The 13,548-nt window shown below is 61.2% G+C and carries 16 protein-coding genes; 6 read left to right on the top strand and 10 right to left on the bottom strand.

Annotation, left to right across the window (positions count from 1 at the left end; all coding sequences use genetic code 11):
• The 4 genes from BLS87_RS32545 to BLS87_RS32560 all read left to right on the top strand — a co-directional run.
• On the top strand, positions 1-120 hold a 120-nt coding region (locus BLS87_RS32545), incomplete at its 5' end, for an IS3 family transposase (protein WP_143024435.1).
• Positions 121-353: 233 nt separating this feature from the next.
• Positions 354-1,238 carry an urea transporter gene (locus BLS87_RS32550; protein ID WP_074759318.1) on the top strand — a complete coding sequence of 295 codons (885 nt, stop codon included), beginning with the start codon at positions 354-356 and terminating at the stop codon, positions 1,236-1,238.
• A 45-nt stretch (positions 1,239-1,283) separates the two neighbouring features.
• Positions 1,284-2,141 carry an ion transporter gene (locus BLS87_RS32555; RefSeq protein ID WP_074759319.1) on the top strand — a complete coding sequence of 286 codons (858 nt, stop codon included), beginning with the start codon at positions 1,284-1,286 and terminating at the stop codon, positions 2,139-2,141.
• A gap of 110 nt (positions 2,142-2,251) precedes the next feature.
• Positions 2,252-3,250 (top strand): sulfate ABC transporter substrate-binding protein, encoded by a 999-nt coding sequence (locus BLS87_RS32560; protein WP_074759320.1) that lies wholly within the window; start codon positions 2,252-2,254, stop codon positions 3,248-3,250.
• A 563-nt stretch (positions 3,251-3,813) separates the two neighbouring features.
• Here BLS87_RS32560 and BLS87_RS32565 read toward each other — a convergent pair.
• From BLS87_RS32565 to ccmA, 10 genes are all read right to left on the bottom strand, one after another.
• On the bottom strand, positions 3,814-4,227 hold the full coding sequence (locus tag BLS87_RS32565) for a hypothetical protein (protein ID WP_074759321.1): 414 nt from the start codon (positions 4,225-4,227) through the stop codon (positions 3,814-3,816).
• A gap of 26 nt (positions 4,228-4,253) precedes the next feature.
• Positions 4,254-5,459, bottom strand: a complete 1,206-nt coding sequence (ccmI, locus tag BLS87_RS32570; RefSeq protein ID WP_074759322.1) for a c-type cytochrome biogenesis protein CcmI — start codon at positions 5,457-5,459, stop codon at positions 4,254-4,256.
• Entirely contained in the window at positions 5,456-5,908 is a 453-nt protein-coding gene (locus tag BLS87_RS32575; RefSeq protein WP_074759343.1) for a cytochrome c-type biogenesis protein, read from the bottom strand. Before BLS87_RS32575 ends, ccmI begins: the two co-directional genes overlap by 4 nt.
• Before the next feature lie 80 nt (positions 5,909-5,988).
• Positions 5,989-6,525: a DsbE family thiol:disulfide interchange protein gene (locus BLS87_RS32580; protein WP_074759323.1), complete on the bottom strand. Its 537-nt coding sequence runs from the start codon at positions 6,523-6,525 to the stop codon at positions 5,989-5,991.
• Positions 6,522-8,495, bottom strand: a complete 1,974-nt coding sequence (locus tag BLS87_RS32585) for a heme lyase CcmF/NrfE family subunit (RefSeq protein WP_074759324.1) — start codon at positions 8,493-8,495, stop codon at positions 6,522-6,524. The genes BLS87_RS32580 and BLS87_RS32585 overlap by 4 nt, the downstream gene beginning before the upstream one ends.
• Before the next feature lie 3 nt (positions 8,496-8,498).
• Entirely contained in the window at positions 8,499-8,978 is a 480-nt protein-coding gene (gene ccmE, locus BLS87_RS32590; RefSeq protein ID WP_074759325.1) for a cytochrome c maturation protein CcmE, read from the bottom strand.
• Positions 8,975-9,151, bottom strand: a complete 177-nt coding sequence (gene ccmD, locus BLS87_RS32595; protein ID WP_074759326.1) for a heme exporter protein CcmD — start codon at positions 9,149-9,151, stop codon at positions 8,975-8,977. The genes ccmE and ccmD overlap by 4 nt, the downstream gene beginning before the upstream one ends.
• On the bottom strand, positions 9,148-9,951 hold the full coding sequence (locus BLS87_RS32600; protein ID WP_167362136.1) for a heme ABC transporter permease: 804 nt from the start codon (positions 9,949-9,951) through the stop codon (positions 9,148-9,150). Before BLS87_RS32600 ends, ccmD begins: the two co-directional genes overlap by 4 nt.
• A gap of 116 nt (positions 9,952-10,067) precedes the next feature.
• Positions 10,068-10,739, bottom strand: coding sequence for a heme exporter protein CcmB (gene ccmB, locus BLS87_RS32605; protein ID WP_074759327.1), 672 nt, complete (start codon positions 10,737-10,739; stop codon positions 10,068-10,070).
• On the bottom strand, positions 10,736-11,371 hold the full coding sequence (gene ccmA / locus BLS87_RS32610; protein ID WP_074759328.1) for a cytochrome c biogenesis heme-transporting ATPase CcmA: 636 nt from the start codon (positions 11,369-11,371) through the stop codon (positions 10,736-10,738). The genes ccmB and ccmA overlap by 4 nt, the downstream gene beginning before the upstream one ends.
• Before the next feature lie 207 nt (positions 11,372-11,578).
• Between ccmA and fliK the strand changes: the two genes are divergently transcribed.
• Together fliK and BLS87_RS32620 are read left to right on the top strand one after the other, a co-directional pair.
• Entirely contained in the window at positions 11,579-13,207 is a 1,629-nt protein-coding gene (fliK, locus tag BLS87_RS32615; protein WP_074759329.1) for a flagellar hook-length control protein FliK, read from the top strand.
• Positions 13,207-13,524, top strand: a complete 318-nt coding sequence (locus tag BLS87_RS32620; RefSeq protein WP_074759330.1) for an EscU/YscU/HrcU family type III secretion system export apparatus switch protein — start codon at positions 13,207-13,209, stop codon at positions 13,522-13,524. Before fliK ends, BLS87_RS32620 begins: the two co-directional genes overlap by 1 nt.
• The last annotated feature ends 24 nt before the right edge of the window (positions 13,525-13,548 follow it).

Here is a 13,548-nt window from a genome sequence, read left to right on the forward strand (position 1 = left end):
GTTGAGCAATTAGAAGCCGGGCTCGACGAGTACATCCATTACTACAACCACGAGCGGATCAGCATGAAGCTCAACGGCCTCAGTCCGGTACAATTTCGAAGCCAGATAATGAGTCTGTAGTTTGTCCAACTTTCGGGGGTCAGTTCAACCCTTGGTTACTTGGGGTCTTTTCAAGTAACCCGCCGAAGGCGGAACAGTTTGGACGTTAGGACAGACCAAACCATCAGCGTCACCCCAAATAATGGAAATGCACACCATACAAATCGGTGCCTACCGTCATCCACGCAGGGACTTGCTCATGGCAACGCGCTCAGCCACTATGTATACAATAAGAACAATTATTGAATACATCCATGGAAACCCTGAACGCTGCCCCCTCCTCCCATTGCCCCGACTGGGCCGAAGCCCTGCTTAACGGCTTCAGTCAGGTGCTGCTGCAACGCAATCCCGTGTGCGGTCTGTTTTGCCTGCTCGCGATTCTGATCAGTGCGCCCTCCTCCCTCGGCGGCGCATTGCTCGGCGCGGTGGCCGGTTTGCTCACGGCTCAACGGCGCGGCTACGCCAAACCCGAACGCCAGTCCGGCGTCTACAGCTACAACGGCGTGCTGCTGGGCTTGCTGATCGGTTACCGATTCGAATGGTCCCCGCTGTTGCCATTGCTGATCATCGCCTGTGGCGGGCTCAGCGCGATGCTGATGCACGCCTGGCTGCAACGCGCGCCTCGTGCCTCCTGCCTCAAGGCGTATACAGCGCCTTTCGTGCTGTTCAGCTGGGTGCTGTTGGTGTTCGCCGCGCCGCTGCCGAACCCGCCGCCCGCCGACGCCACGCTGATTCAGGCATTGCCCGCAGGTCTGGGTCAGGTGTTTCTGCTGGATCACCCACTGGCAGGCGTGCTGATCGGGATCGGTTTGCTCATCGCCAACCGTACCGCCGCGTTGTGGGCGGCGGTGGGCTGCATCAGCGGAGTCGCCTTCGCAGTGTGGCAACAGGAAAGCAATCTCGCACTGCTGGGGCTCTGCGGTTATAACCCGGCATTGGCGGCGCTGGCGTTCAGTCATGTGCGCTATAAACCCTGGCTGCCTGGCATTGCGATTGTGCTGGCGATTGTCCTGCAACCGGGTTTCTCGGGGCTGGGGCTGGCGACGCTGACCGCGCCGTTCATTCTGGCGTGCTGGCTGGTTCAGGCCACCAGCAGGCTGTTGAAGCAATCGGCCAACGATCTGCGGTTGCGCTCCTGAGCGGTTTGTCACAGGCTCTTGCGACCTTGCACTCGGAAATGCCCCATGGACAGCAACACCGGCTGGCGCGAACAGCTACGCATCATCGTTTTTCAAACGGACACCAAGGCCGGTCGACGCTTCGACAAACTCCTGCTGCTGATCATTCTCAGCAGTCTGCTGATCGTCGTGCTCGACAGCATCGAAGCCGTGCACCGCAGTTATGCCGACGTTCTGGCGTACATTGAGTGGGGTTTCACCTTGGTGTTTCTGGTCGAGTACATCCTTCGCCTGTATTGCTCACCCAAGCCACTCAAATATGCCTTCAGCTTCTATGGCCTGATCGACCTGCTGGCCATCGTGCCCGGTATCCTCGCGATCTATTACAGCGACGCGCAGTACCTGCTGATCGTACGTATCGTGCGGATGCTGCGAATCTTCCGCGTGCTCAAGCTCAGCCCTTATCTGAAACAGGCCAATTACCTGCTGGCGGCGCTGCGCGGCAGCAAACAGAAGATCATCGTCTTTCTGGTCACAGTGTCGACGCTGGTCATCGTGTTCGGCACCTTGATGTACGTCATCGAAGGGCCGGAGCATGGCTTCACCAGCATTCCCAAAGGTATTTATTGGGCGATTGTCACGCTCACCACGGTGGGCTTCGGCGACATCGTCCCCAAGACGCCGGTGGGGCAAATACTGTCGTCGCTGGTGATGATCACCGGTTACTCAATCATCGCCGTGCCCACGGGGATATTTACTGCAGAGCTGGCCAATGCCATGCGCGGCGATCAGATTGAGCACGATTGCCCGGTGTGCGCCAAACACAGCCATGAACCTGCCGCTGCGTTTTGCTCGCGTTGCGGGAACGCGCTGTTCCCGAAAGTGGACTCGATTTCAGCCAGAGAGCCTGCGGACAAGGCATAAGCACAGACGTTTTTAATCTAGGGTCGACTGCCCGTTTTCGTTATAGTCGCGGCGATTAGCCATCGCTTTTTATATAAGAATAACTTTTTGACACGACACAGGAATTTGCAGTGAAACAACTCTTCTCCGCCTCCCTGCTGGCCGCCGGACTGGCGTTTGGCAGTGCCGCCCACGCCGCGCCCGAATTGCTCAACGTCTCTTATGACGTGATGCGCGATTTCTATAAGGACTACAACGCCGCCTTTCAGAAGCACTGGCAAGCCGAGCACAAGGAAGACGTGACCCTGAAGATGTCCTTCGGCGGTTCGAGCAAGCAGGCGCGTTCGGTCATCGATGGCCTGCCGGCTGACGTGATCACCATGAACATGGCCACTGACATCAACGCGCTGGCAGACAACGGCAAACTGGTGCCGGACAACTGGGTCACCCGCCTGCCGAACAACAGCGCGCCGTTCACCTCGGCCACCGTGTTCATCGTGCGTAAAGGCAACCCGAAAGCCCTGAAAGACTGGCCGGACCTGATCAAGGATGGCGTTGAAGTGGTTGTGCCGAACCCGAAGACTTCGGGTAACGGCCGCTACACGTACCTCTCGGCCTGGGGCTATACCCTGAAAAACGGCGGAGATGAAGCGGCCGCGAAGGCATTCGTCGGCCAGCTGTTCAGCCACGTGCCCGTGCTGGACACCGGCGGCCGTGGTGCCACCACTACGTTCATGACCAACCACATCGGCGACGTGCTGGTGACCTTCGAGAACGAAGCGGAAATGATCGCCCGCGAATTCGGCCGCGATCAGTTCGAAGTGGTGTACCCGAGCGTTTCCGCAGAGGCCGAGCCGCCGGTAAGCGTGGTGGACAAGGTCGTCGACAAAAAAGGCACCCGCGCCCTGGCCGAGGACTACCTGAAGTACCTTTGGTCGCCAGAAGGCCAGGAAATCGCCGCCAACAACTACCTGCGTCCGCGTGACCCGGCAATCCTGGCGAAATACACCGACCGCTTCCCGAAAGTCGACTTCCTCAACGTCGAGAAAACCTTCGGTGACTGGCGCACCGTCCAGAAGACCCACTTCAACGACGGTGGCGTGTTCGACGACATCTACCCGGCCAAGTAAGCCTGGGTTGGATGCAAAAACGGCGACCTGAAGAGGTCGCCGTTTTTGTTTCGTAGTCAGGGGCCGGGGCCTTTATGGATCGCACAGAAACCAAAAACGCCAGACACCCTGTAGGAGCAGTCGGAGGTTACGAGGGTCTGGGCCGCACTCGGACGAATGCGGTGGGTCAGCACACATTCATTTCACTGACCCACCGCGTTCGCTGCCGTCGTAACCTCCGACGTCTCCCACTGGAATCTCATCTGCCCACACATCGCGCAAGGCCTTGTACCGCATGGGGATTGATTATTCCCATGCTCTGCGTCCGACGTCCTTTGACGCAGAGCGTCAATCAACGCGTGACCACGCGGAGCGTGGGAACGATCAAATTGCGCCGAAACCAGAAACGACAAATTAACCTGTAGGAGCAGTCGGAGGTTACGAGGGTCTGGGCCGCACTCGGACGAATGCGGTGGGTCAGCACCCATCTATCTCACAGACCCAACGCATTCGCTGCCGTCGTAACCTCCGACTGCTCCCACTGATAAACCATCAAGACACATCTGCCATAAGCCAGACGCTCTTTAATTCCCGAATTGCTTACTCAACCCCGGTGGCACGCCACTGGAATCGGTCTCCTGCCAAGGGCCGCTTGGGGAGGTGGACCACATCCAGCCGTTGTTCCAGCGGTAATAGGTGCGCTGACGGTAGAAGGTGTTCGGCACGTTATCCAGCACATGCACGCCCAGCCGGGCATCCCAATGGCTGTTGCCGCCTGGCGGTGGCGCGAAGTGAGCGGAGGTTTTGGGGCCCGAAGGAATCGGCATTGACGGCGGCGTCTGTGGCGTCGTGCGCGGGGTTCCCGGCTGAGGCGTCGGTGACGGCCCCGGGATGGTCGGAATCGGCTCTGAACTCTGTGGGCCAGGGCGCTGGACCGCACACGCGGCGCTCAGCGCCACCACCACACTTAACAAGGCAAATCGTGCGACGCGATACATAAGCGAAGGCTCTCTACGGATCAGGGTTACTGATCGGGGCTGTCAATGGTCAAGGCCTGTCGGGCAGTCACGTTACTGGGCAACGGTTGACTGCGACCGATCCACTCACCGGCGGTGGGCTGGCCTGCACGGGATACCCGGGCAACCAGTTGGACTTCCGGAAAGTTCGACAGTTTCAGCTGCGGCATCATCGCATCAGCGTCCGTCAGTTCAACGTCCACCGGCAGGTCAGCCACGGTCACGCGCTTGACTGCCAACGGCGCAGGCGGACCGGACACGGCGCGGGCGAAGATGAAGACCGTGTCGCCCGGCTCCACCTTGCCTCTGAGCGCATCGGACAGCGTGACGTGAACCTTGAGCCGCGCACCTTGAGCGGCGACCGGTGGCGTGTCCTCTACGGTGCCGCCGTTCTGCACCAACTTGTCACTGGCGCGCGCAATGCCACCTTCCAGCGCCGAACGCGAGGGATCGTTGGGCGGCAGCACAGCCAGCAGGCGCTTCCAGTAATCCACCGCCTCCTGATACCGCTGCCCTTCGAAGGCATTGATGCCCTTCAGGCCCAGGCTGGTGACTTCTTTGGGATCAAGCTTCAACGCCTCGTCGGACAGCGCCTGAACCTGAGGCGTCCAGGTTTTGTTGCTGGCGAAGTACAGGGACTGTGCCCATTGCCCAAGCAACTCGGGTTGACGCCCTGCCAGCCCCACCGCGCGCTCGAACATGCTCGCCGCGTCGGCCGGCCGGTCTTGCGCCATGTACGTGCGGGCAAGGAAGTAAATGCTCTCGGCCGAATCCGGCTGGGCCTTGACCGCACGCTCCAGACGATTGGTCATTTGCGCCAGCGAGCCCGGAGGCTGCGCGAACTCACGTGACAGCTCGACCTTGTCGCTCGCACCAAAATGCAGGTACAGCCCCAGCCCCAGCACGGGCACCAGCACCGCGACCAGCAACGGCAGCGGCTTGCCCAGGCGCGAGACACGCTCGGGCGCGGCGCCTTCGGTGTCGGCCAGCAACTCACGGGCGGCTTCAGCCCGACCGCTGTCCAGTTGCGCGGGCGACAAGACCCCTTCAGCCTGCTGCGCTTGCAGTTCGGCCAGACGTTCCTGATACAAGGCGACGTTAAGAGCGGTACGATCTTCTTCGCTTTGAGCGCGACGGCCGCGCACCAGGGGAATCAGCAGAAAACTCAGGGCCACCAGCAACAGCAGGCCGGCCGCTAGCCAGAAATCGATCATTCGTGGTTTTTATCCAACAGGTGGGCGAGGCGCTGACGCTCCTCGTCGGAAAGCACATCGGCGTCTTCACTGCGCTGGCCGCGACGACGCACAACGATCACGCCAATCAGCAGCACACCGCCCAACAACAGCCCGGCAGGACCGAACCACAGCAGCCAGGTGTGCGCGTTCAGCTCAGGCTTGTAACGTACGAACTCGCCGTAACGGTCGACCATGAAATCGATGATCTGCTGATTACTCTGGCCTTCGCCAAGCATGCGATAGATCTCTTTACGCAGGTCAGCAGCAATGGGCGCGTTGGAATCGGCGATGTCCTGGTTCTGGCATTTCGGGCAACGCAGTTCACGCGTCAACTCGGTGTAACGGGCGCGTTCGGCTTCGTCTTTGAAGGTGTAGGCGTCGATGGCGGCTTGAGCAATGCTCGCACTTGCCAGCATCAGCAAAACCATCGCAAACAAGCGCCGCCCCACCTGTGGGAGCAAGCTCGCTCGCGAAGAGGCCCACGCTGTCACTGCATCTTCAAGAGGCCTCATTGCTTGTCCTCGTCGACCAGCCCTTGATACAGACCGGCGAGTTTTTCCCGCCAGACCGTCTCATCGATCACGCCCACATGCTTGTAACGGATGATGCCCTTGCGGTCGATCAGGAAGGTTTCCGGCGCACCGTACACCCCAAGATTAAGGCCCAGGCTGCCGGCCTCATCGTTGATGTTCAGTTGGTACGGGTCGTGAAAGTCCTTGAGCCACTTCAAGGCGTCGGCGTTGACGTCCTTGTAATTGACGCCGTAGATCACCACGCCTTGCTGGGCCAGTTTGGTCAGCACCGGGTGCTCGACCCGGCAGGCGATGCACCACGTGCCCCACACGTTGACCAGCGCCGGCTTGCCCAGCAGGTTCTCCCGCGTCAGCGGTTTGCCATCCTGCACGGCCGGCAGGGAAAACGCCGGGAATGGCTTGTCGATCAGCGCCGACGGCAGCTCCGACGGGTCCAGATAGAGGCCTCTGTAGAGAAACACTGCCATGCCCAGAAACAGCACCAGCGGAATCAATAACACCCAACGCTTCATACCGCCGCTCCCGACAACCCGAGTGCATCACGCACTTTCGCTCTGACCTTGACCCGATAGCGCTTGTCCAGCGCTGCCAGCAATCCGCCCAGCGCGGTGATCAGACCACCGAACCAGATCCAGCGCACGAAAGGTTTGACGTGAACGCGCACGGCCCACGCGCCATTGTCCAGCGGCTCGCCCAGCGCAACGTACAGATCGCGGGTGAAACCGGCGTCGATACCGGCCTCGGTCATCATCGAGCGCTGAACGGTGTACAAGCGTTTTTCCGGGTGAAGCACGGTGACTTCCTTACCGTTTTCCAGCACACGAATGGTGCCTTTGTCGGAGGTGAAGTTGGGACCTTGAACGTGTTTGGCGCCGTCGAACACGAACATATAGCCGCCCAGTTCGACCGACTCGCCAGGGGCCAGACGCAGGTCGCGTTCGGCGCTGTTCTGGCTCGACAGCACCACGCCCAGTGCAACCACCGCGATGCCTATGTGTGCGACTTGCATGCCCCAATAACTGCGGGTCAGGGAGCGCATGCCCTTGAGCAAACCTTTGTGGCGGGTCTTGTCCAGCAGATCACGCACCCCGGCCAGCAGCACCCAGGCGGCCAACAGGCAGGTGGCGAGCACCGCCCAGTGGAAATCGGCCATGGCGAAACCGGCGATCACCGCCAATACCGCACTGCCGATCAGCACCGGCGCGAGCATGCTCAGCAACCACTTGATCGGCGTGTCTTTCCAGCGCACCAGCACGCCCACCGCCATCACCGCCATGAGCAGCCCCATCAGCGGCACGAACAGCGCGTTGAAGTACGGCGGGCCGACCGACATCTTCGCCCCGCTCAATGCATCCAGTACCAGCGGATAAAGCGTGCCAAGCAGGATCATCGACGCTGCGACCACCAACACCAGGTTATTGCCCAGCAGCAAGGTTTCCCGCGACCAGAGACCGAAACCCACGTGGCTTTTCACCACCGGCGCGCGGATGGCGAACAGCGTCAACGAGCCGCCGACGACCATCAACAGAAAGATCAGGATGAACACGCCGCGTGCAGGATCGGACGCAAAGGCGTGGACCGATGTCAGCACGCCGGAACGCACGAGGAACGTCCCCAGCAGGCTTAACGAAAAGGCGGCGATGGCCAGCAGCACGGTCCAGCTTTTGAACACGCCGCGTTTTTCCGTCACGGCCAGCGAGTGAATCAGCGCCGTGCCGACCAGCCAGGGCATGAACGAGGCGTTTTCCACCGGGTCCCAGAACCACCAGCCGCCCCAGCCCAGCTCGTAATACGCCCACCACGAGCCCAGCGTAATGCCAATGCCCAGGAACGCCCAGGCGACGATGGTCCAGGGGCGCGACCAGCGTGCCCATGCCGCATCGAGACGTCCACCGAGCAAGGCCGCGATGGCAAAAGCGAAAGCCACGGAGAAGCCCACGTACCCCATGTACAGCATCGGCGGGTGAACGATCAGGCCGATGTCCTGCAGCAACGGGTTGAGGTCGCGACCGTCCTGCGGGATCTGTGGCAGAAGGCGGCTGAACGGGTTGGAGGTGAGGATCAGGAACAGCAGGAAGCCGACGCTGATCATGCCCATGACCGCCAGCACCCGCGCCAGCATGACTTGCGGCAATTGACGCGAGAATACCGACACCGCGAAGGTCCAGCCGCCCAGGATCAAGGCCCAGAGCAGCAACGACCCTTCGTGCGCGCCCCAGACGGCGCTGAACTTGTAGTACCACGGCAAGGCGCTGTTGGAGTTCTCGGCGATGTAGGTCACCGAAAAGTCGTCGACCATGAACGAGTAGGTGAGGCACCCGAACGAAAACAGCAGGAAGGCGAACTGGCCCCAGGCCGCTGGCTGGGCGAGGCCCATCCACAACCGATCACCGCGCCAGGCGCCGAACAACGGGACGATGGCCTGCACGACGGCAAAGCACAACGCCAGGATCATGGCCAGATGGCCGAGTTCGGGAATCATGGTTTACCCCTGCTTTTCCGGGAGAGCGCCTGGCTGGGCCGCCGCGCCGGGTGCTGACTGGCCGCTGTCCTTCAAGGCCTTGGTGACCTCAGGCGGCATGTATTTTTCATCGTGTTTGGCAAGCACTTCATCGGCGACGACCACGCCGTCGGCATTGAGCTTGCCCAACGCAACGATGCCCTGCCCTTCGCGGAACAGGTCCGGGAGGATGCCGCGGTAGGTAATGGTTACCGACTTGTTGAAATCGGTCACGACGAAGGTCACGTCCAGCGAATCGGCGGAGCGTTGCAGCGAGCCCTTTTCGACCATGCCACCGGCGCGAATGCGGGTGTCATGGGGCGCTTCGCCAGTGGCAATCTGGGTCGGGGTGTAGAACAGGTTGATGTTCTCTTGCAGGGCGCTGAGCGCCAGCGTCACGGCGATGCCGACCCCGGCGAGAATCGCCACGATGATCAACAGTCGCTTTTTTCTCAGCGGATTCACGTGTTGCTCTCCCGGCGCAAACGGCGCGCCTCTTGTTGCAGGTAACGCCGACGCGCCAACAGCGGTGACGCGACGTTGATCGCCAGTACGGTGAAGCAGATGCCATAGGCGGTCCAGACGAACAGCCCGTGTTTGCCCATGGCGAGAAAATCGCCGAACGATTCAAAACTCACTGCCCGGCTCCTTGTCGAGGGGATTGCCCGAGGCGCTTCAAGACTTCTTCCTTGACCCAGGTGGCGCGGGACTCGCGCTTGAGTACTTCCAGACGCATCCGCGCCAGCAGCACTGCCCCAAAGAAGCAATAAAACCCCAGCGCGGTGAACAGCAGCGGCAGCCACATTTCAGCCGGCATCGCCGGTTTTTCGGTCAGGCTGAAGGTCGCCCCCTGATGCAGGGTGTTCCACCACTCCACGGAGTACTTGATGATCGGGATGTTGATCACGCCCACGATCGCGAGCACCGCGCAGGCCTTGGCGGCGCTGTCACGATTACTGATCGCGTTGCCCAGCGCAATCAGACCGAAGTACAGGAACAGCAGAATCAGCATGGAGGTCAGTCGGGCATCCCAGACCCACCACGAACCCCAGGTCGGTTTCCCCCAGATGGCGCCGGTGACCAGCGCCAAGGCCGTCATCCAGGCGCCGATGGGCGCGGCGCACTGCAGCGCGACATCGGCCATCTTCATCTTCCACACCAGACCGACCACGCCACACACGGCCAGCATCACGTAGCAGGATTGCGCGAGCATCGCGGACGGCACGTGGATATAAATGATGCGAAAGCTGTTGCCTTGCTGGTAATCCGGCGGCGCGAACGCCAGGCCCCAGACCACGCCGATGCCGATCAGCAACGCGGCGGCAATGCTCAGCCATGGCAGCAAGCGGCCGCTGATGCCGTAGAACCATTTCGGCGAGCCCAGTTTGTGGAACCAGGCCCAACTGATACCGCCTTTAGCCTTGGCGCTTGTGTTCATCACGCTGCCTTTTCATCACGGTGCTTTTCATAGTCTGGTTCTGTTCTGGCGCTTCTATTGAGTGAAGCGTCCTGTGGTTCTGAAGATTAAAACTTGTCCGATCGGTCAGAACCTGATTATTCGCCAACGCTGATTTTCAGGCCAGCGGCAATTGCAAAAGGTGTCAGGGTTATAGCCAGTGCGGTCAGGCTGCCAAGCCAAAGCAGATAGCCGGTCGCAGGCATGCCCTGAAGTGCAGCCTGCAACGCGCCGCTGCCCAGAATCAACACCGGGATGTACAGCGGCAGAATCAATAACGCCAGCAGCAAACCGCCGCGCTTGAGGCCCACCGTCAACGCGGCACCCACCGCCCCCAGCAGGCTCAGAACCGGTGTGCCCAGCAACAGCGATAACAGCAGCACCGGCAGGCACGCGGTCGGCAGTCCCAGCATCAGTGCCAGCAGCGGTGCCAGCAGCACCAGCGCCAGACCGGAGAACATCCAGTGCGCCAGGACCTTGGCCAGCACCAGCAAAGACAGAGGGTGCGACGAAAGCACCCACTGTTCAAGTGAACCATCTTCAAAGTCGCTGCGAAACAGGCCATCCAGCGACAACAGCACCGACAACAAGGCGGCCACCCAGACCAGCCCCGGTGACAGGGTCTGCAACAATTGCGCTTCTGGCCCAACGGCCAGGGGAAACAACGCGATGACGATCGCGAAGAACACCAACGGGTTGAGCAGTTCGGCAGGACGGCGAAACAGCAGGCGGGTTTCGCGGGCGATCAGCAAGGTGAACACATGACTCATACGGCCCACTGCCCCAGGTCCAGATCGCGGTAACCGGCCGGTGTGCGGCTCAGCGTGTGGTGGGTGGTCAGCACCACGGTGCCGCCGTTTTCGCAGTGATCGGCCAGATGCGCTTCAAGTTGCGCCACGCCTTGTTTGTCCAGCGCGGTAAAGGGCTCATCGAGCATCCACAGCGCCGGCCCTGGCAAATACAGGCGGGCCAACGCGACACGGCGTTTCTGTCCAGCCGATAACGTATGGCACGGGACATCTTCGAAACCGCGCAGTCCAACCGCGTCAAGGGCGTGCCAGATGGCATCGGATTCGACAGTGTGGTGCAAGGCGCACAGCCAGGTGAGGTTTTCAACCGGGGTCAACAGTTCCTTGATACCGGCGGCATGGCCGATCCACAACAGGTTGCGGGCGAGTTCGCTGCGATGCTGGGACAGAGGTTTACCGTCGAGCAACACATCGCCGTCCGTGGGCTGCATCAGGCCGCTCAACAGGCGCAGCAAGCTGGTCTTGCCGCTGCCGTTCGGGCCGCTGATCTGCACCATGTCACCCGCCGCCAGCCGCAGGTCGAGCTTCTCGAACAGCAGGCGCCAGTCACGCTCGCAAGCAAGCGACACGGCTTCAAGAACAGGGATCGACATGGGGACCTTCTTTTCGGATAGCAGGTGTGCACGGCGGTTCAAGTCAACGTTGTGACGGCCGTTATACTGATGCAGCTTAACGGTAGCCCGCCGATGACGTCGGCGCAGGATTATACATAGATAGGCGCTGTTGCCGTTCGCAGGCTGAAACGGCGATAGCTTCCAGGACTGGCGGCCCAGAGCGCACCTTTACCGAGTCGGGATCTGATGACAGGCGACATACCCAATCTTTCTCCAGTAGCGGCGGCCACCGCCTTGTTACGCGCAGGCGTTCCGCCGGGCGAAGTGCTCAAGCTCATGGAGCCACGCGCGGGCCTGCTGAATTCCGGTCAAGTCGCGAACGCCGAAGTGGTCAGCCTCAAGCAGCTTGGCCAGGATTTTCAGCTGCTGCTCAAGCTCACCATGAACAATGGCCAGCAAACCACCCTGCCCGTCAGCAGCACCCTTCCGCTGACGCCCGGCACCAACGTCAACGTTGCCCAGGGTTCGGCCGATACCCTGACGATCAGCGTGCAGGATCTGCAGAAAGCGATCGCCAACAGCCTGACCAGCATCGACACCCGCCAACTGCCTGCGGGCACGCTGTTGCAAGGCAAGGTGCTGACGACGCAAGTCATGGCCCAGAACGTCGCGCAACTGGCAGGGCAACCCGCAGGCAGCACCGCAACGCCGACCGCGAACTACCGCTCCATTGTCATGTTGCTGAATACCGCGCTGGCGGGCAGCAGCCTGACCGTTGATAGCCCACAGCCTTTGCGCGTGGGCAGTTTGCTCAGCGCGCAGGTTCAGAACAGCCAGGCGCTGAACTTCATCGCCATGCCCAATCGACTGGACGAGCTGGCGCTGGCCCAGCAACTGTCGACCCAACAAAGCCGGCAAGGCTCGTTGCAGAGCCTGCTGACCGCCCTACAGAACCTGCCGCCTGCCGCAACGAACAGCCAGGACAATCTGCCACCGTCGTTGCGCGCCAGCATTGATCAGTTGCTCGCAGACCTGCCGGATGTGCAACAACTGACCACCGCCAAAGGTGTGGCGCAGGCGCTAAACGCCAGTGGCCTGTTCATGGAGTCGCGCCTGCTGGCAGGGGAAAACCCGACCCTGGTGCCAGACCTGAAAGCGAATCTGCTGCGTGTCATCGCGCAGATCCTTCCGGGTTTGCCGGGCAACGTCAGTTACGACGGCGCCGCGGCCGCCAATACCCTCGCCCGGGCGATGCCCAGCGTGATTCGCAATGCCCTGGGAACGCTGGGACTGGTCGCTGCGCCGAACGTGCCGATCAACTTTCCATTACCGGCACGCACGCTGGGCAGCCCGGACAGCAAGGACGATCTGGAAACCCTGCTCAAACTGGCTGCAGGCGCTATTTCGCGCCTGCAAAGCCATCAGTTGGGCGGACTGGAACAGACCCGCACCAACGCCGATGGCACTCAGGTCACGACCTGGCAGCTGGAAATCCCCATGCGCAACGCCCACGACATTGTGCCGCTGCAGGTCAGGGTTCAGCGCGAAGACACCCCGGAGCGTGAAGACGCGCCTGAGACGGCGGCACAAGACGTCACGGAAAAGGAAAAGCTCTGGCGCGTCGAACTGGCCTTCGATCTGGAACCGCTGGGCCCGTTGCAGGTGCAGGCACAGCTCATCGCCGGCAACCTGTCCAGTCAGCTGTGGGCGGAGCGCGAGGGCAGCGCGGCGTTGATTTCCGGCGAGCTGGACAACCTGCGCGCCCGCCTGGTGGCGGTCGGCCTGAACGTCAAGGAACTGGAGTGCAACCGTGGTACACCGACCCATGGGCCGCGCACGGTGCTGGAACAACGTTGGATCGACGAGAACGCCTGATGAACACCGAACAGAATCCGCGGCAGGCGATTGCCCTGAGCTACGACGGCCAGCAAGCCCCTACCCTCACGGCCAAGGGCGACGACGCCTTGGCCGAAGCGATCCTGGCCATCGCCCGCGAGTACAACGTCCCGATCTACGAAAACGCCGAACTGGTGAAAATGCTCGCGCGCCTGGAACTGGGCGACAGCATTCCCAAAGAGCTGTACCTGACCATCGCCGAAATCATCGCGTTTGCCTGGCACCTGAAGGGCAAGTTTCCGGTGGGGTTTGATCAGGATCCGCAGCCGGTTGAGCGGGATATTACACCGCGTTGATAGGTGCTATCCCGATGCGAAGGC

Source organism: Pseudomonas abietaniphila, from assembly GCF_900100795.1.
Classification (GTDB): domain Bacteria; phylum Pseudomonadota; class Gammaproteobacteria; order Pseudomonadales; family Pseudomonadaceae; genus Aquipseudomonas; species Aquipseudomonas abietaniphila.

Excerpts from the sequence above, each read along its gene's own strand:
- BLS87_RS32550 (WP_074759318.1), top strand. The coding sequence starts at position 354 with ATGGAAACCCTGAACGCTGCCCCCTCCTCCCATTGCCCCGACTGGGCC.
- BLS87_RS32555 (WP_074759319.1), top strand. The coding sequence starts at position 1,284 with ATGGACAGCAACACCGGCTGGCGCGAACAGCTACGCATCATCGTTTTT.
- BLS87_RS32565 (WP_074759321.1), bottom strand. The coding sequence starts at position 4,227 with ATGTATCGCGTCGCACGATTTGCCTTGTTAAGTGTGGTGGTGGCGCTG.
- ccmI (WP_074759322.1), bottom strand. The coding sequence starts at position 5,459 with ATGATCGATTTCTGGCTAGCGGCCGGCCTGCTGTTGCTGGTGGCCCTG.
- BLS87_RS32575 (WP_074759343.1), bottom strand. The coding sequence starts at position 5,908 with ATGGTTTTGCTGATGCTGGCAAGTGCGAGCATTGCTCAAGCCGCCATC.
- BLS87_RS32580 (WP_074759323.1), bottom strand. The coding sequence starts at position 6,525 with ATGAAGCGTTGGGTGTTATTGATTCCGCTGGTGCTGTTTCTGGGCATG.
- BLS87_RS32585 (WP_074759324.1), bottom strand. The coding sequence starts at position 8,495 with ATGATTCCCGAACTCGGCCATCTGGCCATGATCCTGGCGTTGTGCTTT.
- BLS87_RS32600 (WP_167362136.1), bottom strand. The coding sequence starts at position 9,951 with ATGAACACAAGCGCCAAGGCTAAAGGCGGTATCAGTTGGGCCTGGTTC.
- ccmB (WP_074759327.1), bottom strand. The coding sequence starts at position 10,739 with ATGAGTCATGTGTTCACCTTGCTGATCGCCCGCGAAACCCGCCTGCTG.
- ccmA (WP_074759328.1), bottom strand. The coding sequence starts at position 11,371 with ATGTCGATCCCTGTTCTTGAAGCCGTGTCGCTTGCTTGCGAGCGTGAC.
- fliK (WP_074759329.1), top strand. The coding sequence starts at position 11,579 with ATGACAGGCGACATACCCAATCTTTCTCCAGTAGCGGCGGCCACCGCC.
- BLS87_RS32620 (WP_074759330.1), top strand. The coding sequence starts at position 13,207 with ATGAACACCGAACAGAATCCGCGGCAGGCGATTGCCCTGAGCTACGAC.